At 71.4% G+C, this 21,599-nt stretch carries 24 protein-coding genes; 1 reads left to right on the top strand and 23 read right to left on the bottom strand.

The genetic code is table 11. The annotated features are described in order from the left end of the window. Window positions 1–98 precede the first annotated feature (98 nt). From ACWCP6_RS32810 to rpsB, 5 genes are all read right to left on the bottom strand, one after another. Window positions 99–1,256, bottom strand: a complete 1,158-nt coding sequence (locus tag ACWCP6_RS32810) for a phosphatidate cytidylyltransferase (RefSeq protein WP_450936254.1) — start codon at window positions 1,254–1,256, stop codon at window positions 99–101. Beyond that, complete coding sequence (frr, locus tag ACWCP6_RS32805) at window positions 1,256–1,813, bottom strand: ribosome recycling factor (protein ID WP_450936253.1); 558 nt, start codon at window positions 1,811–1,813, stop codon at window positions 1,256–1,258. Before frr ends, ACWCP6_RS32810 begins: the two co-directional genes overlap by 1 nt. 123 nt (window positions 1,814–1,936) lie before the next feature. After that, window positions 1,937–2,713, bottom strand: a complete 777-nt coding sequence (pyrH, locus tag ACWCP6_RS32800) for a UMP kinase (RefSeq protein WP_450936252.1) — start codon at window positions 2,711–2,713, stop codon at window positions 1,937–1,939. A 181-nt stretch (window positions 2,714–2,894) separates the two neighbouring features. Beyond that, window positions 2,895–3,731, bottom strand: coding sequence for a translation elongation factor Ts (tsf, locus tag ACWCP6_RS32795; protein ID WP_450936251.1), 837 nt, complete (start codon window positions 3,729–3,731; stop codon window positions 2,895–2,897). Window positions 3,732–3,827: 96 nt separating this feature from the next. After that, window positions 3,828–4,739, bottom strand: a complete 912-nt coding sequence (rpsB, locus tag ACWCP6_RS32790; protein WP_450936250.1) for a 30S ribosomal protein S2 — start codon at window positions 4,737–4,739, stop codon at window positions 3,828–3,830. 288 nt (window positions 4,740–5,027) lie between these two features. Between rpsB and ACWCP6_RS32785 the strand changes: the two genes are divergently transcribed. Then, entirely contained in the window at window positions 5,028–5,795 is a 768-nt protein-coding gene (locus ACWCP6_RS32785; RefSeq protein WP_450936249.1) for a peptidoglycan DD-metalloendopeptidase family protein, read from the top strand. Window positions 5,796–6,088: 293 nt separating this feature from the next. Here ACWCP6_RS32785 and ACWCP6_RS32780 read toward each other — a convergent pair whose 3' ends face one another. The 18 genes from ACWCP6_RS32780 to proS all read right to left on the bottom strand — a co-directional run bounded on the left by ACWCP6_RS32780 (window position 6,089) and on the right by proS (window position 21,474). Then, complete coding sequence (locus ACWCP6_RS32780) at window positions 6,089–6,646, bottom strand: TetR/AcrR family transcriptional regulator (protein WP_450936264.1); 558 nt, start codon at window positions 6,644–6,646, stop codon at window positions 6,089–6,091. 137 nt (window positions 6,647–6,783) lie between these two features. Continuing rightward, the gene (whiG, locus tag ACWCP6_RS32775) at window positions 6,784–7,620 is read right to left on the bottom strand and encodes an RNA polymerase sigma factor WhiG (RefSeq protein WP_450936248.1); all 837 of its coding nucleotides are present in this window, start codon (window positions 7,618–7,620) and stop codon (window positions 6,784–6,786) included. 284 nt (window positions 7,621–7,904) lie between these two features. Beyond that, window positions 7,905–9,062 carry a DNA-processing protein DprA gene (dprA, locus tag ACWCP6_RS32770; protein WP_450936247.1) on the bottom strand — a complete coding sequence of 386 codons (1,158 nt, stop codon included), beginning with the start codon at window positions 9,060–9,062 and terminating at the stop codon, window positions 7,905–7,907. After that, window positions 9,059–10,684 carry a YifB family Mg chelatase-like AAA ATPase gene (locus tag ACWCP6_RS32765; protein WP_450936246.1) on the bottom strand — a complete coding sequence of 542 codons (1,626 nt, stop codon included), beginning with the start codon at window positions 10,682–10,684 and terminating at the stop codon, window positions 9,059–9,061. The genes dprA and ACWCP6_RS32765 overlap by 4 nt, the downstream gene beginning before the upstream one ends. Beyond that, entirely contained in the window at window positions 10,684–11,073 is a 390-nt protein-coding gene (locus tag ACWCP6_RS32760; protein WP_450936245.1) for a YraN family protein, read from the bottom strand. Before ACWCP6_RS32760 ends, ACWCP6_RS32765 begins: the two co-directional genes overlap by 1 nt. A gap of 262 nt (window positions 11,074–11,335) precedes the next feature. After that, window positions 11,336–11,644 (bottom strand): DUF2469 domain-containing protein, encoded by a 309-nt coding sequence (locus ACWCP6_RS32755; RefSeq protein ID WP_003965949.1) that lies wholly within the window; start codon window positions 11,642–11,644, stop codon window positions 11,336–11,338. Between the two features lie 56 nt (window positions 11,645–11,700). Then, window positions 11,701–12,201: an NUDIX hydrolase gene (locus ACWCP6_RS32750; RefSeq protein ID WP_450936263.1), complete on the bottom strand. Its 501-nt coding sequence runs from the start codon at window positions 12,199–12,201 to the stop codon at window positions 11,701–11,703. 64 nt (window positions 12,202–12,265) lie between these two features. Next, on the bottom strand, window positions 12,266–13,015 hold the full coding sequence (lepB, locus tag ACWCP6_RS32745; RefSeq protein ID WP_450936244.1) for a signal peptidase I: 750 nt from the start codon (window positions 13,013–13,015) through the stop codon (window positions 12,266–12,268). A gap of 81 nt (window positions 13,016–13,096) precedes the next feature. Beyond that, complete coding sequence (lepB, locus tag ACWCP6_RS32740) at window positions 13,097–14,065, bottom strand: signal peptidase I (RefSeq protein ID WP_450936243.1); 969 nt, start codon at window positions 14,063–14,065, stop codon at window positions 13,097–13,099. Continuing rightward, a complete protein-coding gene (lepB, locus tag ACWCP6_RS32735) occupies window positions 13,965–15,032 on the bottom strand; it encodes a signal peptidase I (RefSeq protein WP_450936242.1) in 1,068 nt (355 codons plus the stop codon). Before lepB (ACWCP6_RS32735) ends, lepB (ACWCP6_RS32740) begins: the two co-directional genes overlap by 101 nt. Then, window positions 15,025–15,702, bottom strand: a complete 678-nt coding sequence (lepB, locus tag ACWCP6_RS32730) for a signal peptidase I (RefSeq protein ID WP_450936241.1) — start codon at window positions 15,700–15,702, stop codon at window positions 15,025–15,027. The genes lepB (ACWCP6_RS32735) and lepB (ACWCP6_RS32730) overlap by 8 nt, the downstream gene beginning before the upstream one ends. 87 nt (window positions 15,703–15,789) lie before the next feature. After that, entirely contained in the window at window positions 15,790–16,140 is a 351-nt protein-coding gene (rplS, locus tag ACWCP6_RS32725; RefSeq protein ID WP_004924850.1) for a 50S ribosomal protein L19, read from the bottom strand. Window positions 16,141–16,275: 135 nt separating this feature from the next. Then, complete coding sequence (gene trmD, locus ACWCP6_RS32720; protein ID WP_450936240.1) at window positions 16,276–17,097, bottom strand: tRNA (guanosine(37)-N1)-methyltransferase TrmD; 822 nt, start codon at window positions 17,095–17,097, stop codon at window positions 16,276–16,278. Then, a complete protein-coding gene (rimM, locus tag ACWCP6_RS32715; RefSeq protein ID WP_450936239.1) occupies window positions 17,097–17,753 on the bottom strand; it encodes a ribosome maturation factor RimM in 657 nt (218 codons plus the stop codon). Before rimM ends, trmD begins: the two co-directional genes overlap by 1 nt. Before the next feature lie 104 nt (window positions 17,754–17,857). Then, entirely contained in the window at window positions 17,858–18,097 is a 240-nt protein-coding gene (locus ACWCP6_RS32710; protein WP_014176063.1) for an RNA-binding protein, read from the bottom strand. 2 nt (window positions 18,098–18,099) lie between these two features. Then, on the bottom strand, window positions 18,100–18,528 hold the full coding sequence (gene rpsP / locus ACWCP6_RS32705; RefSeq protein WP_450936238.1) for a 30S ribosomal protein S16: 429 nt from the start codon (window positions 18,526–18,528) through the stop codon (window positions 18,100–18,102). Window positions 18,529–19,218: 690 nt separating this feature from the next. Further along, on the bottom strand, window positions 19,219–19,821 hold the full coding sequence (locus tag ACWCP6_RS32700; RefSeq protein ID WP_450936237.1) for a hypothetical protein: 603 nt from the start codon (window positions 19,819–19,821) through the stop codon (window positions 19,219–19,221). A gap of 237 nt (window positions 19,822–20,058) precedes the next feature. Beyond that, window positions 20,059–21,474 (bottom strand): proline--tRNA ligase, encoded by a 1,416-nt coding sequence (gene proS, locus ACWCP6_RS32695; RefSeq protein WP_450936236.1) that lies wholly within the window; start codon window positions 21,472–21,474, stop codon window positions 20,059–20,061. Window positions 21,475–21,599 lie beyond the last annotated feature (125 nt).

Raw genomic sequence — 21,599 nt, 5'->3', positions numbered from 1 at the left:
GACGGCTGCCGCCGAGAACGCCACGAAGGGCCCGCCGTCCTGTGGACGACGTGCCCCTCGTCTCCCTATCCGCGGGCCGATCCCCGCGCGGTCACCGGTCACCCGGCGCCGACGAACACCACCATCAGCAGCCACACCACGGGCGCGGTGGGGAGCAGTGAGTCGAGGCGGTCCATGATTCCGCCGTGGCCCGGCAGGAGCGTGCCCATGTCCTTGATGCCGAGGTCGCGCTTGATCATCGACTCGCCGAGGTCGCCCAGCGTGGCGCTCGCGGCGACTGCGAGGCCGAGCAGCAGGCCCTGCCACCAGACTCCGCCGTCAATCAGGAACTGCATGCACAGCGCGCCCGCCACCATCGCGAACGCGACCGCGCCGAGCAGGCCCTCACGGGTCTTGCCCGGGCTGATCCGCGGCGCGAGCTTGTGCTTGCCGAAGCGCCAGCCGACCGCGTACGCACCGGTGTCGCTGACCACCGTCAGCAGCAGGAACGTCAGCACGCGCCAGGGGCCGTCGTCGGCGGCCAGCAGCAGCGCGACGAAGGTGGCGAGGAACGGCACGTAGAACGCCGCGAAGACGCCGGCCGTGACGTCCTTGAGGTAGTCCTCGGGCGGCTCGGTCATGCGCCAGACGAGGACGGCGAGCGAGGTGAGAGCCATCGCCACCCACGCGCCCTCGGCGCCCCGGACATATCCGGCGACCACCATGGCCGCGCCGCCCACCGCGAGCGGTACGAGCGGCGCCTTGATGCCCTTGCGCTCCTGGAGTCGCGAGGTGAGCTCCCACAGGCCCACCACCACGGCGACCGCGACGACACCGACGAAGACGGCCTTCACGATGAAGAGCGACGCGATGATCACGGCGCCGAGCCCCACGCCCACTCCTATGGCCGCGCCGAGGTCGCGGCCCGCGCTCTTCTTCTGGGGGGCCGGTGCTGGCTGTGGGGCGCTGGGCATGGGCTCCTGCGGCTTCTGGTGCGGCGTCGCGCTCGGACGGGGCGACGCGTTCTCGTACGGCGACGACGTGTTCTCGTACCGCATCGTGCCGTCGTACGGCGGTGCGCCGGCGTACGACGGCATCGGTCGGGTCTCCTCGTGGAACGAGGGGCCGCTCGACCGAGCGGCCCCCGGGTCATCCTGGTACGGGCCGCTCGCGGGCACGTCGGGTGCGACGGGCATCGGCTGGTTCTGCTGATCGGGCGGAAGCCATTGCCCGCCGTACCCGGCCTGTGGCGGCACCCCCCAGGAAGAGTCGTTCATCAGACCTCGAGCAGCTCGGCTTCCTTGTGCTTGAGCAGCTCGTCCACCTGGGCGACGTACTTCGAGGTGGTGTCGTCGAGCTCCTTCTCGGCGCGGCGCCCCTCGTCCTCACCGACCTCGCCGTCCTTGATCAGCTTGTCGATGGCGTCCTTGGCCTTGCGGCGGACGGAACGGATCGAGACCTTGGCGTCCTCACCCTTGGTCTTGGCGACCTTGATGTAGTCGCGGCGGCGCTCCTCGGTCAGCTCCGGGAAGACCACCCGGATGATGCTGCCGTCGTTGCTCGGGTTGACGCCGAGGTCGGAGTCACGGATGGCCTGCTCGATGTTGCGCAGGGCGCTCTTGTCGAACGGCGTCACGATGGCCATGCGCGGTTCCGGCACGGAGAACGAGGCCAGCTGGTTGATCGGCGTCATCGCGCCGTAGTAGTCGGCCACGATCTTGTTGAACATCGCCGGGTGGGCGCGACCGGTACGGATCGCGGCGAAGTCCTCCTTGGCGACCACGACGGCCTTCTCCATCTTCTCCTCGGCCTCGAGGAGGGTCTCTTCGATCACCACTTGCTCCTGCGTGTCTTGAAGTAGGCCCGGCATTCCGGCGGCGGCCGGCTGCGTCGTGTCTCTTCCCTGCACGGTGTCCGACCGGCAGGGCTTTGTCCATCCCCTGGCTGGGCGGCCGGGTCAGCCCTGGGCGCCCTGGTCGCCCACGAGCGTGCCGATCTTCTCACCCTTGACGGCCCGGGCGATATTGCCCTCGGCGAGGAGTTCGAACACGAGGATGGGAAGCTTGTTGTCCCGGCACAGCGTGATGGCGGTCGCGTCGGCCACCTTCAGGTCGCGGGTGATCACCTCGCCGTAGCCGAGGGAGTCGAACTTCACCGCGTCCGGGTTGGTCTTCGGGTCGGAGTCGTAGACCCCGTCCACGCCGTTCTTGCCCATGAGCAGCGCCTCGGCGTCGATCTCGAGGGCACGCTGGGCGGCGGTGGTGTCGGTCGAGAAGTACGGCATGCCCATACCGGCACCGAAGATGACCACGCGGCCCTTCTCCAGGTGGCGCACCGCGCGCAGCGGGATGTACGGCTCGGCGACCTGACCCATGGTGATGGCGGTCTGCACGCGGCTGTCGATGCCCTCCTTCTCCAGGTAGTCCTGGAGGGCGAGGCAGTTCATGACGGTGCCGAGCATGCCCATGTAGTCGGAGCGGGCGCGGTCCATGCCGCGGACCTGGAGCTCGGCGCCGCGGAAGAAGTTCCCGCCGCCGATGACGACGGCGATCTGTGCGCCGTCGCGCACCACGGCCGCGATCTCCCGGGCGATTTTGTGCACCACGTCGGGATCGACACCCAGCCCTCCGCCGCCGGAGAAAGCTTCTCCGGAAAGCTTCAGCAGAAAGCGCCCGGCGATTTTGCCGTCCTCGCTCTTCGCGCCCTTCTCACCCGTGTGGGTCTTGGTGGTCATGGAGATCTCCTCGTGGTGCACATACGAAGAAGGCCATTGCCGGTGGGGTGGTGTTCGCCTCCCATACGGCAATGGCCTCCTCGTCAGATCTGCGGTCGCCCGACGCGCACGCGCGCGTCGGTGCGTACGCGGGCGACTGCTGTCGACCCTAGCCGGGTCTTCCGTCGATCGCGGTACGGACTCAGATGCCGACCTTGATGCGCGAGAAGCGCTTCAGGGTGACACCGGCCTCGTCCAGGACCTTCTCGACGGACTTCTTGTTGTCCAGCGCGTACGGCTGGCCCAGGAGCGTGGCGTCCTTGAAGAAGCCGTTGAGGCGACCCTCGACGATCTTCGGCAGGGCGGCCTCGGGCTTGCCCTCGGCGCGGGTGGTCTCCTCGGCGACGCGGCGCTCGGACTCGACGACCTCGGCCGGGACGTCCTCCTTGGAGAGGTACTTCGGCGCGAAAGCGGCGATGTGCTGCGCGACGCCCTTGGCGACCTCGGCGTTCTCCTTGTCGAGCTCGACGAGGACACCGATCTGCGGCGGGAGGTCGGGCATGGTGCGGTGCATGTACGCCGTGACGTAGCCGCCGGAGAACTGCGCGAAGCGGTCCAGGACGATCTTCTCGCCGAGGTTGGCGTTGGCCTCGTCGACGAACGCCTGGACAGTCTTGCCGGCCTCGATCTCCGAGGCGAGCAGCGCCTCGATGTCGGCCGGGGAGGTCTTGGCGACGTGCGCGGCGATCGCGTTCGCGGCGGCCAGGAACTTCTCGCCCTTGGCGACGAAGTCCGTCTCGCACTTCAGCTCGACGATGACGCCGGAGGTGTTGTCGTCGGCGATGAGGGAGACGACGGCACCGTTCTCGGCGGAGCGGCCCTCGCGCTTGGCGACGCCCTTCTGGCCCTTGATCCGGAGCGCCTCGACGGCCTTGTCGACGTCGCCCTCGGCCTCGTCCAGCGCCTTCTTGCAGTCCATCATGCCGGCGCCCGTGAGCTCACGGAGCTTCTTGACGTCGGCGGCGGTGTAGTTCGCCATGATTCCTGGAATCTCTCTCGAAGTCTGAAGATCTACGGGTGAGACGGCGGGGGCTCGAGTGGGCCCCCGCCGTCGTCGCCCCGAAGGGGTGAGGGGTCAGGCCTGCTCGGCGTCCGCGGCCGGGGCGTCGGCCGGCTTCTCGTCCTCGGCCGGCTTCTCGTCCTCGGCCGGCTTCTCGGCCTCGGCGGCCGGAGCAGCCTCGGCGGCCGGAGCGGCGGCCTCGGCGTCCGCCTTCTTCTCGCCCTCGAGCAGGTCGCGCTCCCACTCGGCGAGGGGCTCGCCGGCGGCCTTCTCACCCTTCGCCTCGGCGGCGGCACCGGAGCGGGCGATGAGGCCCTCGGCGACGGCGTCGGCGATCACGCGGGTGAGCAGGGTGACGGAGCGGATGGCGTCGTCGTTGCCCGGGATCTTGTAGTCGACCTCGTCCGGGTCGCAGTTGGTGTCGAGGATGGCGACGACCGGGATGTTGAGCTTCCGGGCCTCACCGACCGCGATGTGCTCCTTCTTGGTGTCCACGATCCAGACGGCGCTGGGCACCTTCTGCATCTCGCGGATACCGCCGAGGGTCTTCTCGAGCTTGGCCTTCTCGCGGGAGAGGACCAGGAGCTCCTTCTTGGTCAGACCGGAGGCCGCGACGTCCTCGAAGTCGATCTGCTCGAGCTCCTTGAGGCGCTGCAGACGCTTGTAGACGGTCGAGAAGTTGGTGAGCATGCCGCCCAGCCAGCGCTGGTTGACGTAGGGCATGCCGACGCGGGTGGCCTGCTCGGCGATGGCCTCCTGCGCCTGCTTCTTCGTGCCGACGAACATGACCGTGCCGCCGTGGGCGACGGTCTCCTTGACGAACTCGTAGGCGCGGTCGATGTACGACAGCGACTGGAGCAGGTCGATGATGTAGATGCCGTTGCGCTCGGTGAAGATGAAGCGCTTCATCTTCGGGTTCCAGCGACGGGTCTGGTGACCGAAGTGGACGCCGCTCTCAAGCAGCTCCCGCATCGTGACGACGGCCATGGCCGTGTTCTCCTAATTCTCGGTTGTCGCGTCCGCCGGACGGCGGTCGCGCCTGACGCCCGAGCGCGCCGTGCCACAAAGGACCGAGGGGCGCTGACACACGTTCGCATCGTGAGAATCGACGGACCGGTGTCGGGGCGTGCGAAGTCGACCCGGTGACCCGGATCGCCACAAGAAGTGTACGGGACCGCCGGAGCGCCGGGTGACGCCGCTCTCCACAACTGGCCGGTTGTCCACAGTTCCGGACCAAGATCCCCGGGATGCGCCGCGGGGCGGGACCGTGGGCGCATGCGACACGGATCGATGGGGACGGGCAGGGGCGCGCCGCAGGCCGGGCCCCGGCCGTGGGGCGCACCCGCGCTCGCGGTGGTGACGGCGGCCCTGCTGCTGTTCGGGAGCGCGGCGGCCCTGGCAGCCGTGGCGGGGGTGCGCGCGGGGCCGGACTCTGCAGTGGGAGTGCGCGCGGGGCCGCGCGCCTCCGCGGCGCGGGGGGCGGCTCCCGCGGCCGCCCCCGCTCCGTCGCCCGCGCCCCCTGCATCGCCCGCGCCCCCTGCGCCTCCTCCGTCGCCCTCGCGGACGCCCTCGGCCTCGCCCGTTCCGGCCGCCGGGCGGAACTGGCCGGTCGGGGTACGCCCGGTGGTGCTGCGCGGCTGGGACCCTCCGGCCACGCGGTACGGCGCCGGTCACCGGGGAGTGGACCTCGCGGCGTCCGCGGGCGTGCCGGTACGGGCGGCGGCGGCCGGACGCGTGTCCTTCGCGGGACGGGTCGCGGGGCGCGGCGTCGTCTCGGTGGATCTGCCCGGCACGGGCGACCCCCCGCTGCGCACGACGTATCAGCCGCTCCGGCCGGTGGTGCACAAGGGCGAGGAGGTGGGCGCGGGCCAGCTGCTGGGCTATGTGGCGGAGGGGTGGGCCCACTGCCCGGTGAGCTGTCTGCACTGGGGGCTGCGCCGGGGGGAGACCTACCTGGACCCGTTGTCGCTACTGCCTCCGTGGCTGCTGCGGGGCGGCCCGTCGCGCCTGTTGCCCGTGCCGGCCACGGGCGGGCCGGAGTGAACGCAGGCGGGCCGGAGCTTAGTGACCCGGTCCCGGATCCGGCACCGGGTCACCCGTCCGAGCTGCGACCCGGGGAAGGGTCACCCCGTCCGCGGCGTCGGCCCCGGGCCAGGTCACCCCATCCGAGGCGTCGGCCCCGGAGCCGGTCACCCCGCCCCGGAGCGTCGCCCAGAGGCGGGCACCTTGTCCGGAGCGTCGACCCCGGAGCCGGTCACACCGTGCGGAGTGCGACACCGGGCCAGGTCACATGGTCGGTGCACTCGTCCCCGAGCCCGGGTACGCCGCCCGGGGACTCAGCCCCGAACTCCCCTGAGGGCAAGGGAAACGGCCGCCTCGGTGATGGCCGAGGGCGCCTCCGCAGCGCCGAGCTCGATGCGCCGCACCGCCGCGTCGACGATGCCCTGGACCAGCATGGCGGCCAGCCGCGGCTCCCGGTGCCCCATGGCGGCCAGCGCCTCCACGATCATGGCGACCAGCCCGCCGTGCGCGGCACGAATCTTCTCCCGGGCCCCGGCATCCAGCTCGCTCGCGGAGATGGCGACCACGGCCCGGTGGCGCCGGTCGCCGACGAGCGCGAGCTGCTGTCTCACATACGCCTCGACCTTGGCCTCGGGTCCGTCGGCGCGCTCCATCGCCGCCTCGACCTCGGCCGCCCACACCGGGAAGTCGACCTCGCACAGCTCCTCGACGACGGCGGCCCGCGACCGGAAGTACTCGTAGACCGAGGACCGCGCGAGGCCCGTGCGCTCGGCGAGTGCGGGGAAGGTCAGCGCTTCCGTACCGCCCTCGGACAGCAGGGAACGGGCGGCGTCCAGAAGAGCGCTGCGCTGCATCGACCTGTGCTCGGCCACGGAGGCCGCTCGAATCCTTGGCACGCCCTCCACTGTACGGAGGCGCTCGGCGGGGCGGGAGCCTGCCCGGCGCGGTCCGGGGGCGCGTGGCGCGCGCCGGGCGCCGGGCAACGCGCGGCAGGGACGATTCGCCTCCGTCAGCGCCCGAAGGCGGCCAGCTTCGCCCTGAGCTGGAGTACCGACTTCGTGTGGATCTGGCTCACCCGGCTCTCGGTCACCCCGAGGACGTTGCCGATCTCGGCGAGCGTGAGCCCTTCGTAGTAGTACAGGGTCACCACGGTCTTCTCGCGCTCCGGCAGGGTGTTGATGGCGCGGGCCAGGAACCGGCGCAGCTCGCGGTCCTCGGCCACCTCGACGGGGTTGTCGGCGGAGGTGTCCTCCAGCGTGTCCATGAGGCTGAGCCGGTCGCCGCCCTCGCCGCCGACGTGCAGCAGCTCCTCCAGGGCCACCACGTTGGCCAGCGACAACTGGCCGAACACCGCGTGCAGTTCCTCCAGCGCGATACCCATCTCGGCGGCCACCTCGCTCTCGGTGGGCGTGCGCCGCAGCTGGGCCTCCAGGGTGGCGTACGCCCGCTCGACATTGCGTGCCTTCTGCCGCACGGAGCGGGGGATCCAGTCGAGTGCCCGCAGCTCGTCGATCATCGCTCCGCGGATACGGGTGATCGCATAGGTCTCGAACTTGATCTCGCGCTCGATGTCGAACTTCTCGATCGCGTCGATCAGCCCGAACACGCCCGACGAAACGAAGTCGGCCTGCTCCACATTGGGCGGCAGCCCTACGCTGACCCGTCCCGCGACGTATTTGACGAGCGGCGAGTAGTGCAGGATCAGCTGCTCGCGCAGCCGCCCGTCGCCCGTCGCCTTGTACGACCGCCACAGCTCGTCGAGCGTCGAGGGGGCGGGAGGCCGCACGCTGCCGCGGGCAGCGGGGGGAGCTGCCGCCCGGTCAGACCCGGAGGTGTGCTGGGGCATTCGTCGCTCTCGTGCCGTTCTGCCATGAACCGGGCGGGACCGAGCGCGGCGCCCGGTCCCACCCTGAATCGCCTGGGAGTTGTCTGTCGAAGTCGGAATCCTGTGAGCGTAGCGTGACTGGAGTGTCGCGGTGCGCGAAGAAGCGGGGATCACCCCTGCGCAGATACGTTCCGCGGGAGGGCGCGCGGTTGCGCGATGGTTGCTGAGCGTAGCGGGAACGGCCCGTCAACTGCCGTGAATTCCCGGGCTTTCGGGGGGATGGCCGGACGGCCGAGCACGCTCGGTCACCGACTCCGCCCGGAAGGAAACAGCGACACGATCGCCTGGCGTGTCAACTGCCAGCCATCGCTGTGTCGTTCGACGAACCCCAGTGAGCGAAGTTCGTACAGTCTGCCGACCGCGTCATCGGGGGTGGTCCCGGCGCCGCGGGCGATGTCCTCGACCCGGGCGGTTCCCCGGGCGGGGAGCGCGGCCAGGACGCGCCCGGCGCCCGGGGCGAGCAGATCGCGCGGCAGGACCGGACCGCGCCGCTCCGGAGCCAGCTCCCCCATGCCGCCGACCAGCTCGACGACATCCGCCGCGTCGGACACCAGGACGGCCTCGCCGCGCAGCAGCTCGTGCACCCCGGCGGAGAGCCCGCTGGTGGCGGGTCCGGGGACGCCCATCGTGAGCCGGCCGAGCCGCTGCGCGCTCCGGGCGGTGGACAGCGCACCGCTGCGGTACGCCGCCTCGACGACGACGGTGCCGCGGGTGAGCGCGGCGATCACCCGGTTGCGAAGCACGAACCGGCTGGGCGTCGGATGGTCGCCCGGCGGCAGCTCACCGACCAGGAGGCCCTGCTGAGCGATCCGCTCGATCAGCTCGGCGTGGCCTCGCGGATAGGGCTGGTCGACGCCGCAGGCCAGCACGGCCACGGTGGCCCCGGCCGCGCCGAGCGCCCCGCGGTGCGCCGCGCCGTCCACGCCGTAGGCCCCACCGGACACGACGACCCAGCCCCGCTCGGCCAGGCCCGCGCCCAGCGTCATGGCCATATGGGCGCCGTACGAGGTGCAGGCGCGGGCCCCCACCAGCGCGACCGAGCGCAGCGCCCATATCCGCAGGTGGGCACGGCCGCGGATCCACAGCCCGATGGGGCGCGCATCGCCCAGGTCGTCGAGCTGCGCCGGCCACTCGGCGTCACCGGGACACACGAAGCGGGCACCGGCCGCCCGGGCGGTGTCCAGGTCCTGCCGGGGCCGGGCATGGGCGGCGCGCGCCTGCAGGCCCGCCCACCGCTTCTCCGTCACCCCGGGCAGGGGCGTCCCGGCACCGCGCAGCCGCTCTGCCACGGCCTCGGGCCCCCACTGCCGCAGCCACCGTCCACCGGCCTCGTCGCCGGGCTCCAGGACCCGGCAGAGCAATGCGCGGGCCAGGCGTTCCCCGTCCGCGCCGTCGCGAGTCACGCCGGTGCGCCGATCGTCATCGGCACCCCACGGGGGATCCCGGTACGCAGTTGGAGGGCGAGGCCCACGTCCCCCGCGTCCGGCCGGGGGTGTCCGGCCAGGTCCGCCACGGTCCAGGCGACGCGCAGGACGCGGTCGAGGCCTCGCGCCGTCAGCAGCCCTCGCTCGAGGCCCCGCTCGGCTTCGGCCATCGCCCCGGCCACCGCGTGCCAACGGGTGCGCAGTTCGTGTCCCGGCACCTCGCCGTTGGTGCGCCACGGGGTGCCCGCCAGCCGTGCGGCGGCCCGCTCGCGCGCCGCGAGAACGCGATCGGCGACGTCCCGTGTGGACTCGCCCCTCGTGTCGCCCGCCATCAGTTCGGCCCTGGTCACGGGCTCCACCTCGACTCTGAGGTCGACCCGGTCGAGCAGCGGTCCGGAGAGCCGGGCCTGGTACCGGCGGATGGCGGAGGGCGGACAGTCGCACATGTCGCCCACCTGGGTGAAACGCCCGCAGGGGCAGGGGTTCGCGGCCAGCACCATCAGAAACCGCGCCGGGAAGCGCACCACGCCCGCGCTGCGTGCGACCACGACGTGCCCGGATTCGAGGGGCTGGCGCAGGGCGTCCAGGGCATGGCCGCTGAACTCCGGCGCCTCGTCCAGGAAGAGAACGCCCCGGTGGGCCAGTGACACCGCACCGGGCCGGGCCAGTCCCTTGCCGCCCCCGACGAGGGACTGCATGGTCGCGGAGTGGTGGGGCGCGCAGTAGGGCGGCACGTCCACCAGCGGCTTGCCGTGCGGCAGCATGCCGGCGACCGAGTGCACGGCCGTCACCTCCAGCGACTCCTCCCTGGTGAGCCGTGGCAGGACCGATGGCAGACGCTCGGCGAGCATCGTCTTGCCGGCGCCGGGCGGCCCCTGGAGGAAGAGGTGGTGCCGGCCCGCCGCCGCGACCTCCACGGCTGTCCTCGCCGACCGCTGGCCGACGACGTCGGCGAGGTCGCAGGCCTGGTCCTGGGGTGCGGCCGCGACGCCCCCGAGGCCGGCGCCGAACCCCGTCCCGGGTGCGCACAGGCCGGCGAGCAGCCGGCCCGCACGGCCTTCCTCGTCCGGGTCCTCCTCGGGCACGGGCTCGTCCGTCAGCACCGCGATCAGCTGCCGCAGGCTCCGCACGCCCAGCACCGAGACACCCGGCACCAGCGACGCCTCTGCGGCCGCGGACTCGGGGACGACGACCTGCTCGTATCCGGCGTCGGCCGCGGCCAGGACGGCCGGGAGGACGCCCCGCACGGGGCGCACGCGGCCGTCGAGCCCGAGTTCGCCGATCATGACGATGTCGGCGAGCACACGGGGGTCGATGCGCTCGGCGGCTCCGAGCACGGCGCTGGCGACGGCCAGGTCGAATCCACTGCCGCCCTTGGGCACGGACGCCGGGCTGAGGCCGACCGTGAGCTTCTTCTGGGGCCAGGCCGCGCCCGAGTTCACCACGGCCGCCCTGACCCGGTCCCGGCTCTCGGTGAGGCTCTTGTCGGGGAGCCCGACGAGCGTGAAGGCGGCCACCCCGGGTTCCAGGTCGGCCTGCACCTCGACGACGACACCCTCGACGCCGACCAGCGCCACCGAGCACGTACGCGCGAATCCCATCAGGCCACCCCCCGTGCGTGCTCGACGACCGGCGCGCCACGCTCCGGGAGCAGGACGCCCACCAGGTCGATCCGCACCCCGCCGGGTGGTGCGCCCCCGTGTTCCTGGGTCCAGCGCTCGGCGAGTCCGCGCAGCCGCTCCGCCTTGGCGGGCGTGACCGACGCCATGGGGTGTTCGAAGGAGCCCGCCCTGCGGGTCTTGACCTCGCAGACGACCAGGGCGTCGCCGTCCCGGGCCACGATGTCGATCTCGCCGGTTCTGCCGCAGCGCCAGTTGCGCTCCAGAACCGTCATCCCGGCCTCGGTCAGCCGCCGCGCGGCCACGTCCTCGCCGTATCTGCCCAGTGCGCTGCGTGCCGTGCGTGCGTTGCGTGCCGTGCGTGCGTTCATGTCGCACCACCTCCGGCACCCACACTGGGGCAGGGCCGGCACGCTATGGGATCTTGGTGGATGGCCGTCCGATTGGGGATAACTCCACCACCCGTACGAGTGGTCTCGTGAGCGGGTTTTCGAGCTGCCGGGCCGGTGCTCGCGAGCGCACGGTCGGGCCGACGAGGGCCGGAGTCCCTCGGTCGGCCGGGCGCGGAGCCCCCGCTGTTGGCGGGGAGCCCTCACCGGTCAGGGCGGAGCCCCTGGCTCAGCCGGGTGGCCCTCAGCCGCCGGGGAGCTCCAGGTCGCTCTTGTTCAGCTCCTCGATGTTCACGTCCTTGAACGTCAGCACCCGTACCTGCTTGACGAACCGCGCGGGTCGGTACATGTCCCAGACCCAGGCGTCCGCCATCGACACCTCGAAGAACACCTCGCCCTGGACCGAGTGCACCTGCATCTCGTAGTCGTTGGTGAGGTAGAAGCGCCGCTCGGTCTCGATCACGTATTTGAACAGACCGACGACATCGCGGTACTCCCGGTAGAGCTTCAGCTCCATCTCGGTCTCGTACTTCTCGAGGTCCTCGGCGCTCATGGCATGTTCCCCTTCAGCCGTGCGATCCCCCCATTGTGCGCCAGTCCTGGGGGCCTCTAGACGATTTCGGTGTCCAGAACCTCAGGAGTGGCCGGGGGACCCTCGTCGAGCAGCTTGCGCAGCAGTCCGGCGAGTCTGGTCGGATACACCGTCTCATGTGCTTCGGTCAGTTCCCGGCACGTCCACCAGCGCGCTCCGGCGACGGTGCGGCGTTCCAGCTCCGTCAGCCCGTCCGAGAGGGCCGCCGCCGGTGTCGGCGCCGTGCGTCTCGTACGGGCCAGGTAGTACCACTCGTCCTGGTCCCAGCGCTGCCCGGCGAACGGGAAGGAGCACAGGCGCCGCCAGAGCACCGGGCCCAGCTCGACGTCCGTGATGCCGGTCTCCTCGGCCAGCTCCCGCAGGGCGGCCTGCTCGCGCGTCTCATCGCCCTCCACGCCGCCGCCGGGTGTGAACCACCAGTCGTCGGCCCGGTCGCCCGGTTCGTGCCCGTGCAGCAGCAGGATGCGGTCCTCCGGGTCGAGAAGGACGACCCGGGCCACCTTCCGCGGCTCGCGCACCGGCGCGGGGACGTCGCTCCCGAGCCGTGCGGCGCCGTCCGTCCCCCGGTCCGGCACGGCCGCGTCAGACCCCGGCACTCGCCATCTCCCGGCGCTGCGGGCTGCGCCGGCCGGCCAGCCGCTTGGCCACGGACCCGTAGGAGGCCCCGCCGAAGACGAGCACGGCGCCCGCCACGACGATCGCGACCACGGTCCGGAACGGGCCGGGCTGGGAGATGCCGCCGGGCAGGGACTCGAAGTTGCTGGGACGGTCCAGCATGCCGTTCATGGGCCACACCACGGCGTCGACCCGGGCCTCGACCGCGCTGCGCGGCACCGAGCCCTTGCCCGAGTCCTCCAGGTGCACGCTGGAGTCCAGCGAGCCGCTGCGCTCGTCGCCGAGCAGGAAGATGCGGCCCGCGGGGACCACGGTCGCCGGAATGCCGGTCAGGGAGGCCTTCTGGTCCTGCGGCAGGTAGGGCTCGTCGATCGCCTTGCCGTTGACCGTCAGCTTGCCATCGGTGCAGCAGGCCACCTTGTCGCCGCCCACCGCGACGACCCGCTTGACCATCGGCATGTTGCCCCAGGTGGCCTGGCGGAAGACCACCACGTCGCCACGGCGGACCTCGCTGCCGTCGATGCGCTGCGCGAGGACCCGGTCACCGGCGCCGATGGTCGGGGTCATCGACTCGGTCGGCACGGTGTAGGGCCGGTAGACGATCGCGCCCCAGACGAACCCGCCGAGGAACAGCACACAGCCAAGGGCCACGGCCAGTCCCGACAGCACGCTGCCGAGCCGTCCGCGGCCCTCGTCCGTACCACGTGTCCTGCTCATCCCAGTGCTCCCCAGGGTCGGAGAATCGATCCCCCGTCCCGGGCGAGGGGACGTGGAAGATCGGCGATCTGGGACGGCACCCTACCCGGCGGTCTTCCCGGCGGTAACCCTGGTGTCCGGGCCGGTGATCCGCACGGTCGTCCGGCGACGGCGCCAGAGCACGATCGGCGCCGCGCCCGCGAGCCCGAGCACGCCGGGTGCCGCGCCCTCGGCCGCGGCGAGGCCCGGCTGGTCGAACGTGCTGGGCACCGGCAGCGTGGCCCAGCGGGTGGGCGGCCAGGCGACCACGATGGCACGGCCGACGACGTGGTCGATCGGCACGAAGCCCTGGTCCTTGTCCTGCTGGTGGTAGCGGGAGTCCAGCGAGTTCTGCCGGTGGTCACCCATGACCCAGATTTTGCCCTTGGGCACCGTGACCTTGAACTGGCCGCCCTCATTGTCGACGCTGCAGGGGGTGTTGCCCGCGTAGACGTACGGCTCGTTCAGCGCCTTGCCGTTGATCTTCAGCGGGCCCGTGCCCTTGCACTCGACGGTGTCGCCGCCGACCGCGACGACCCGCTTGATGAGGTCCTTCTCCTCGGCGGACGGCATCAGGCCGATCCAGCTGAGGACCCGCTGCACCGGGTTGACGTGCGGTGTCGGCTCACCTGCGAGCCAGTTGTCCGGGTCGTGGAAGACGACGACCTCGCCGCGCTGGGGCTCCGAACCGAACCACGGGGTCAGCTTGTCCACGAGCACCCGGTCGCCCCGCTGCAGCGTGTTCTGCATGGAGTCGGAGGGGATGGAGAACGCCTGCACCAGGAACGTCTTGATCAGCAGGGCCAGGACCAGCGCGATACCGATGAGCAGCGGCAGTTCCTTCCAGAACGACTTCGGCTTCTTCGGGCCGTCGCCGCGCGTGCGCGGGGTGTTGCCCTCCGCCCCGCGGCCGCCGCCGCTCAACTCGCGCTCAGGGTCCATGTCGTCCTTCGGGCCTGCGGCGTCGGGGCGCCCCGGCCGCTCTTCGGGGCCTTCGTGTCCGGATCGTGCGCCGACCGCCAAATCCCCCACATCCACTCCTCACTCCGTGCCGCTGCCTGCCCCGTAGTCGATGCAGGCCCACCACTCCCATAACGAGCGGGAGTTCCGCAGGGGTCGGGAGTGGGACCAATCCGTTCAGATCCGAGGGAGCCACCCTATGCGACGCGCCGAGCGCGGAAGACGACCCTCCGCGCGCGTCGGTCACCGATGCGTAGGTGTCCGGCTCCTCCAGCTTCCGCCAGTGACCGACGGGCCATGCGATGACGAGGGCGCGCCCCACCACCGAGTCCTCGGACACGGTGCCGCCGTAGCCCTCGTTGCGGTGGAAGCGCGAGTCCGCCGAGTCGGCCCGGTGATCGCCCATCACGAAGAGCCGGCCCTGGGGGACCCGTACCTCGAAGGCGAAGTCGGAGGGCTTGTTGCCCGGATGGATGTACGGCTCGTTGAGGGGGGTGCCGTTGACGGTGACGCGGCCCTGCGCGTCGCAGCACTTGACGTCGTCCCCGCCGACCGCGACGACCCGCTTGATCAGGTCGCGTTCGTTGTCCGACGGCAGCAGCCCGATGAAGGTCAGCCCTTCCTTGACCTGCTTGACGACGACGGGGTCGCTCTTCTTCTTGCCCTGCTCCTGCTCCAGCCAGTGGCCGGGGTCCTGGAAGACGACGACGTCCCCCCGGTGCGGCTTGGCGCCGAACCACGGCGTGAGCTTGTCGACCAGGACGCGGTCGCCGATCCGGATCGTCTGCTCCATGGAGCCGGACGGGATCACGAACGCCTGTACAAGGAACGTCTTCAGGACCAGCGCTATGAGTACGGCGACCCCGACGAGGAGGGGTATCTCCTTGATCGCCGAGCGTCGCCTGCGCCGCTTCACCTTGCGGGCGAGCTTGCGCCGCTCGGCGCGGCCCGGCAGCACGGGGCCGCTGGTGGGCCGCGATCCGGTGGGCAGCCGTGTGTCGGTGCTGTGGCTGGCGCGGGTCCTTCCTCGGTTACCCACGGGCGCCGCCCCGGCCGAGCGCGGCCCAGTGCCTCAAGGGCCAGCCCACCCAGGCGGCTCTGCCGATCACGGAGGTGACGGGCACCATGCCGCCGCCGGGCTGGCCGAGGTGGTCGCGCGAGTCGCTGGAGTCGCTTCGGTGGTCACCGAGCAGGAAGAGGGTCCCGGACGGCACGGCCACGTCGAACGGCACCGCGGACGGTGCGTCCCCGGGGTAGAGATACGGCTCCTCGACCGGATTGCCGTTCACCCGGATCCTCCCCTTGCTGTCGCAGCACACCACATGGTCTCCCCCGATGCCGACGACACGTTTCACATAGTCGGCGTCGCCGAAGTATCCCGTGCCGTCGAACACAACGACGTCGCCGCGCTTCGGCTCGGCACCGAAACGGTACGCCACCTTGTTTACGAGAACGCGGTCCCCGACTCTCAGTGCGGGCTCCATCGAACCGCTCGGAATTTCGAACGGCTGCATCACAAAACGGCTGAGGACCAGCAGGGACAGCAGGCACAGCAGGGCACCCAGGGTGATCCGCCCGCCGGGCAGCCACTCGACGAACCGGGAGACGCGGGTCGGGATGCGCACGAAGCGCGACCGCTCCTCCGTGTCCCCGCCTTCGGCGGGTCTGGGGGAGCGGCCGCGCTCCGGATGCTGTGTGTCGGTGTCCATCGAGGCCAGATGCTATCCGCCCTTGCTGTGACACCTTCTGTCGGCTCTGTCGCCTCCGGGGTGCCGGGGGCGAAGCCGGACGCGAGATCAGTTCTCGCGCTTCTCCTTGATCTTCGCGGCCTTGCCGCGCAGCTCGCGCAGGTAGTACAGCTTGGCGCGACGGACGTCACCGCGGGTCACGAGCTCGATCTTCTCGACGATCGGCGTGTGCACCGGGAAGGTGCGCTCGACGCCGACAGAGAAGGAGACCTTGCGGACCGTGAAGGTCTCGCGCACGCCGGCGCCCTGACGGCGGATGACGACGCCCTTGAACTGCTGCACACGGGAGCGGTTGCCCTCGATGACGCGCACGTGGACGTTGACGGTGTCACCCGGGCGGAAGGCCGGGACGTCGCTGCGCAGCGACGCGCTGTCGACGGAGTCGAGCAGGTGAGACATGATGTCTGCTTTCTTCGCTGATGCCACAGGTCATCAACGGAAGTCGATTCGAGTTGGTGATTGCTGTGCGCGTCGGGCCGGGCGTCGTGTCCCCCTGTGGCAGGGGCGCCGCGTCGGACGACGCACAACAGCGGGCTATTCTTCCACGGCCTGTGGCCTGCGCCAAAATCGGCCGCCCGGTTCCGGTGCCCACCCCAGTATGGACAGGGTTTCGCGGTCCTTCTTGTCGAACGCCGCCGCGTCGCAGCGCTCGATGAGGTCGGGCCGGTGGGCCGCCGTACGCTTCAGCGCCTCGTCACGGCGCCAGCGCGCGATCTTCCCGTGGTGGCCGCTGAGCAGCACCTCCGGGATGCCGCGGCCGCGCCAGGCGGGGGGCTTGGTGTAGACGGGGCCTTCCAGGAGGTTGGCCATGGCGCCGGGCGCAAAGGAGTCGTCCCGGTGCGACTCGGCGTTGCCGAGTACGCCGGGCAGCAGCCGGGCCACGGCCTCCGTGATCACCAGGACGGCGGCCTCGCCGCCCGCGAGCACGTAGTCGCCGATGGACACCTCGTGGACGGGCATACGGGTGGCGTACTCGTCCATGACCCGGCGGTCGATGCCCTCGTAGCGGGCGGGCGTGAAGATCAGCCAGGGCTGCTGCGCGAGCTCCACGGCGACCTCCTGGGTGAAGGGCCGCCCGCTGGGCGTGGGCACGACGAGGACGGGCTCGCGTGCGCCGGTCTCGTACCCCTCGGCGACGATGTCGTCGAGGGCGTCACCCCACGGTTCGGTCTTCATCACCATGCCGGGGCCGCCGCCGTAGGGGGTGTCGTCGACGGTGTTGTGCCGGTCGTACGTCCACTGCCGCAGGTCGTGCACCCGGACGTCGAGCTGACCGCGCGCGCGTGCCTTGCCGACCAGGGAGACGTTCAGCGGTTCGAGGTACTCGGGGAAGATCGTGACGACGTCGAGACGCATCAGCGGCCGCCCTCCGCGGCATCCCCGCCGGCCGTGGCGTCTTCGCCGGCCGTGGCGCTCTCGTCCTCGGCCGTCGCGGTCCCGTCGGCCGTGGCGCTCTCGTCCTCGGCCGTCGCGTCCTCGTCCCTCGACGAGGCGACGACCGCGCGGTCGTCGATGAGCCCGGGCGGCGGGACGATGACGGCCCGCTGCTCCTCCAGGTCGATCTCGGTGACGATCTCCTCGACGAACGGGATGAAAACCTCGCTGCCGTCCGGCCGTTCCACCACGAAGAGGTCCTGCGAGGGCAGGTGCGAGATCTCGGTGATCCGGCCGACCTCGATGCCGTCCTCGGTGACCACGTCGAGGTCCATGAGCTGGTGGTCGTAGTACTCGTCGGGCTCCTCGGGGCGCTCCTTCGGGTCGACCTCGGCGATGAGCAGGGTGTTGCGCAGGGCCTCGGCGGCGGTGCGGTCGCGGACCCCCTCGAAGCGCAGCAGCAGCCGGCCGCTGTGCACCCGGCCGGTCTCGATGGTGAGCGGCCCACGGGAGGCGGGGTCGGTGGCCAGGACGGCCCCGGGCGCGAGCCTCAGCTCCGGCTCGTCGGTCCGTACCTCGACGGTGACCTCGCCCTTGATGCCGTGGGCGCGGCCGATCCGTGCGACTACCAGCTGCACTGTGCTTGCTCTCCTGTCGTCTGCCTGGGGCATTGCTTGCGATACGACTGCGGGCCGGGGACGGCTCGTAAGCCCTCCCCGGCCCGAGCCGGTGCTGCGTATTGTCAGCGAACCTGGTCCACGTCGACGAGGTCGACGCGGACGCCGCGGCCACCGATGGCGCCCACGACGGTGCGCAGAGCGCGTGCGGTGCGGCCATTGCGGCCGATCACCTTGCCGAGGTCGTCGGGGTGGACCCGGACCTCGAGGACACGCCCGCGGCGCAGGTTGCGCGAAGCGACCTGCACATCGTCAGGGTTGTCGACGATGCCCTTCACGAGGTGCTCGAGAGCCTCCTCGAGCATGCTCAGGCCTCGGTCGACTCAGCCGAAGAGGACTCAGCGGCGGCCTCGTCCTTCTTCTCGGCCTTCTTCTTCTGGGTGATGGCCTCACCCTTGGCCTCGTCGTCGCCGCCGAGGGACTCGAACGACGGACGCGCGGCCTTGGCCTCCGGCTGCAGCAGCGGGGCCGGGGCGGGCTCGCCCTTGAACTTCTGCCAGTCGCCGGTCTTCTTCAGGATGGCGAGCACCGGCTCGGTCGGCTGCGCGCCGACACCCAGCCAGTACGCCACACGCTCGGCGTTGACCTCGATGCGCGAGGGGTTCTGCACCGGGTGGTACAGACCGATCTCCTCGATGGCCCGGCCGTCACGGCGGGTACGGGAGTCGGCGACGACGATGCGGTAGTGAGGCGAACGGATCTTGCCCAGACGCTTCAGCTTGATCTTGACTGCCACGGGAGTGGGTTCTCCTGGTTTGACGTGGTGGGGCACAACGAGATGCCGCGTGGGGTTGCGGTACCCGATGGCCCGCTGGACGCGTCAGCCGGAGGAGAGAGGGGTCCTGTGCGGCTGTCGAGTACAGCTAGCCATTGTGCCATACCGTCGCAGGGTGGCCGGACCGGGGCGTACGCGGCCCGGAGCGCGCCCGTGCCCGCGGCTGCCGACCCCCCGCCGGTACCGGGAGGCGGACGGTGCGATCCGGCAGGGGCGCCACACCGCCGATCCGTCGCCACGGACATGGCCTGGGTAATCGTCCGCGGCACACCGGGCTGGGTCCGCATCCTTCGCACACGAACGGCAGCCGGCGCTCGGGTGGGCGACACGCCCGTGCCGGGCGCACTCCCCGCGCGCACCATCCCGCCCATGTGCGCCCCGCACAGCGGCCTTACGCCCGTGCGCGCCCCGCACAATGCACCGGCGCGCGCACCGCGCACGCCTGGAGCACACGCGCCACCACTTCAGCCCGCGGACAACCCTCGCCACCGCCGGGCATGCGCACCCAGCACGCGCACCCAGCTGCACGTGCCCTCCGGCATCGGCCCCCGGCGCCTCCCCCCGGCGCCGGAGCCCCTCCGGTCCTCACTTCCGGGCGGCTGCCCGCGGGCGCGGCGCCGGACCGGCGCGTGCCCGTGGCGGCGGCCCGCCTCAGTGCGCTCCCGCGCCCGCCCCCACCGGCTCCGGGATGCGGAAGGGCTTGCCGCAGCCCCCGCACATGATCGGCGCCTGGGCCAGGACCGACGGCACCACGCGGACATTGCGGCCGCAGTCGCAGACCGCCTTGACCCGGACCCCGCCCCCGGAGGAGCCGTGCCGGGCGGCCGGACCCCGGAAGCTGCGGGCCGTGTCGGCGGCCGTCGCCGCGGTGTGCGCCTTGAGGGCGCGCTGCAACCGCTCGATCGTCGGGCGGTACCGCTTCTTCGCCTCAGGGCTGAGTGTCACCAGCGAGAAGCCGCTGCTGGGGTGCGGCTCCTCCGGGTGGTCGAGACCCAGCTCCTCGGCGATCGCAAGGAATCTGCGGTTGTGATAGCGGCCGGCGCGCGAGGTGTCGCGGACACCGCGGGCGGCGGCGATGCCATGGACTGCCTCATGGAGGAGTCGTTCGAAGGAGAGCTCGTGCCCACAGGCGGACGACGACTCCCCGATCAGGGATTCGGGCGCGGCGAGATCCGGCAGCTCGGGGTGGTGCCGCTGAATATCGGCCCACGCCTGCGCCAGCTCTGCGGCGAGAACAGGTGGTGTCGTGCTCACGTCGTGACAACGAGCGGAGGTGCCCCTGTGTTCCTATTCCGGGGCATCCCAAATAATTTGCACGTACCCGTCAGTTGCCGCTGATGCGCAGGGACGAGGGCGGGTGCGCCGATCTGCGGAGAAGCCTCGCAGCTCCCACCAAGGTGGTACGTAGCCACACGTACGCCCCGACGCGTAGCGGAGCTCGTACGTCCGGGACCGCCGGCGCCCCGGTGACCCCTGTTGCCGAACGGACGGTCAGTAGGCGCGGGCCACGACGGCGACGTTACCGGGTGCGTCATCGGTGTCGGGCACCGACCCGTCCTCGGCGACCAGACACCGTACGGTCACCCCGTGCTCGGCGATCCGGGCCTCGCCCGCCGCGCCGAGCACGGCCCAGGGGATGCGCGCCCAGCCGCCGGCCGAGGCGGCCTCCACGGCCTCATCGGCCGTCGTGACGTCCGCGGTGCGCGACTCCCTGCGTCCACGGGCCTGCCGCAGCAGCAGCGCCTGGTCCTCCTCGAGGATCACGGGAACCGCGCCCACCAGGGAGCCCACGGTGATCGGCGCCTTCCCGCCGGGGATGCGGCGGGCGAGCACCGCGGTGCCGCTCTCCAGGTCGCGGGGGCCCACCTCGATGCGCAGCGGCACCCCCTTGAGCTCCCAGTCGACGGCGCGCCGGCCGAACGGCGTGTCCATCCGGTCGTCGACCTGGACGCGCAGCCCCGCGGCGGCCAGCAGGGCACCGATCTCGCGGACCCGGGTGAGCACCTCCTCGTCGCCCCGGACGGCCAGGACGACGACCTGGACGGGGGCGAGACGGGGCGGGACGCGGAGCCCGTCGTCGTCGCCGTGCATCATCACCAGGGCGCCGATCATGCGGGTGGTGGACCCCCAGGAGGTCTGCCAGACGAGTTCCCGGTGCCCCTCCCTGGTCAGATAGCGAATGTCGAACGCGCGGGCGAAGTTCTGGCCGAGCTCGTGGCTCGTGCCCAGCTGGAGGGCCTTGCCGTCGCCCATCATCCCCTCGAGCGTCAGCGTGTTGACGGCCCCGGCGAAGCGTTCCCGTGGCGTCTTGCGGCCCAGGACGACGTCCATGGCGAGGACGTTCTCCATGAAGTCCGCGTACACCTCGCGGTGGATCCGGGCCGCGAAGCCGCGGGCCTCCTCGCGCGTGGCGTGCGCGGTGTGCCCCTCCTGCCAGAGGAACTCCGACGTCCGCAGGAAGAGCCTCGGCCGCAGCTCCCAACGCACGACGTTCGCCCACTGGTTGATGAGCAGCGGCAGGTCCCGGTAGCTCTGCACCCACTTGGCGAAGTAGTCATTGACGATCATCTCGGAGGTGGGGCGTACCACGACGGGCTCCTCCAGCTCCTTGCCGCCGCCGTGGGTGACCACGGCGAGTTCGGGTGCGAAGCCCTCGACGTGCTCGGCCTCCCGGGCCAGGTACGACTGGGGGATGAAGAGCGGGAAGTAGGCGTTCTGGGTGCCCGTGGCCTTGATACGGGCGTCCAGGTCGTGCTGCATCCGCTCCCACAGCCCGTACCCGTACGGCCGGATCACCATGGTGCCGCGCACCGGCCCGTTGTCCGCGAGTTCCGCCTTGGCGACGAGGTCCTGGTACCAGCGCGGGAAGTCGTCCGCACGCGGTGTGAGCACCGGTTGCTTGGCCATGCCGCGCATGCTACGGCGCCGACGGGCGCACGAAACGTGATTGCACCGGCGCACGGTTGCGTCGTGCAGTGGCTCGCAACCATTGGCCCACTACCCCTGGACGGGGCAGCGGATGGGGAGTTCCC

The organism is Streptomyces sp. NPDC002004 (genome assembly GCF_053593975.1).
Note: the sequence above shows the minus strand (reverse complement) of the source record. Positions and strands in the feature narration are given on the sequence as shown.

Excerpts from the sequence above, each read along its gene's own strand:
- ACWCP6_RS32810 (WP_450936254.1), bottom strand. The coding sequence starts at position 1,256 with ATGAACGACTCTTCCTGGGGGGTGCCGCCACAGGCCGGGTACGGCGGG.
- pyrH (WP_450936252.1), bottom strand. The coding sequence starts at position 2,713 with ATGACCACCAAGACCCACACGGGTGAGAAGGGCGCGAAGAGCGAGGAC.
- tsf (WP_450936251.1), bottom strand. The coding sequence starts at position 3,731 with ATGGCGAACTACACCGCCGCCGACGTCAAGAAGCTCCGTGAGCTCACG.
- rpsB (WP_450936250.1), bottom strand. The coding sequence starts at position 4,739 with ATGGCCGTCGTCACGATGCGGGAGCTGCTTGAGAGCGGCGTCCACTTC.
- ACWCP6_RS32785 (WP_450936249.1), top strand. The coding sequence starts at position 5,028 with ATGCGACACGGATCGATGGGGACGGGCAGGGGCGCGCCGCAGGCCGGG.
- whiG (WP_450936248.1), bottom strand. The coding sequence starts at position 7,620 with ATGCCCCAGCACACCTCCGGGTCTGACCGGGCGGCAGCTCCCCCCGCT.
- ACWCP6_RS32765 (WP_450936246.1), bottom strand. The coding sequence starts at position 10,684 with ATGGGATTCGCGCGTACGTGCTCGGTGGCGCTGGTCGGCGTCGAGGGT.
- ACWCP6_RS32760 (WP_450936245.1), bottom strand. The coding sequence starts at position 11,073 with ATGAACGCACGCACGGCACGCAACGCACGCACGGCACGCAGCGCACTG.
- ACWCP6_RS32755 (WP_003965949.1), bottom strand. The coding sequence starts at position 11,644 with ATGAGCGCCGAGGACCTCGAGAAGTACGAGACCGAGATGGAGCTGAAG.
- lepB (WP_450936244.1), bottom strand. The coding sequence starts at position 13,015 with ATGAGCAGGACACGTGGTACGGACGAGGGCCGCGGACGGCTCGGCAGC.
- lepB (WP_450936241.1), bottom strand. The coding sequence starts at position 15,702 with ATGGACACCGACACACAGCATCCGGAGCGCGGCCGCTCCCCCAGACCC.
- rplS (WP_004924850.1), bottom strand. The coding sequence starts at position 16,140 with ATGTCTCACCTGCTCGACTCCGTCGACAGCGCGTCGCTGCGCAGCGAC.
- trmD (WP_450936240.1), bottom strand. The coding sequence starts at position 17,097 with ATGCGTCTCGACGTCGTCACGATCTTCCCCGAGTACCTCGAACCGCTG.
- ACWCP6_RS32710 (WP_014176063.1), bottom strand. The coding sequence starts at position 18,097 with ATGCTCGAGGAGGCTCTCGAGCACCTCGTGAAGGGCATCGTCGACAAC.
- proS (WP_450936236.1), bottom strand. The coding sequence starts at position 21,474 with ATGGCCAAGCAACCGGTGCTCACACCGCGTGCGGACGACTTCCCGCGC.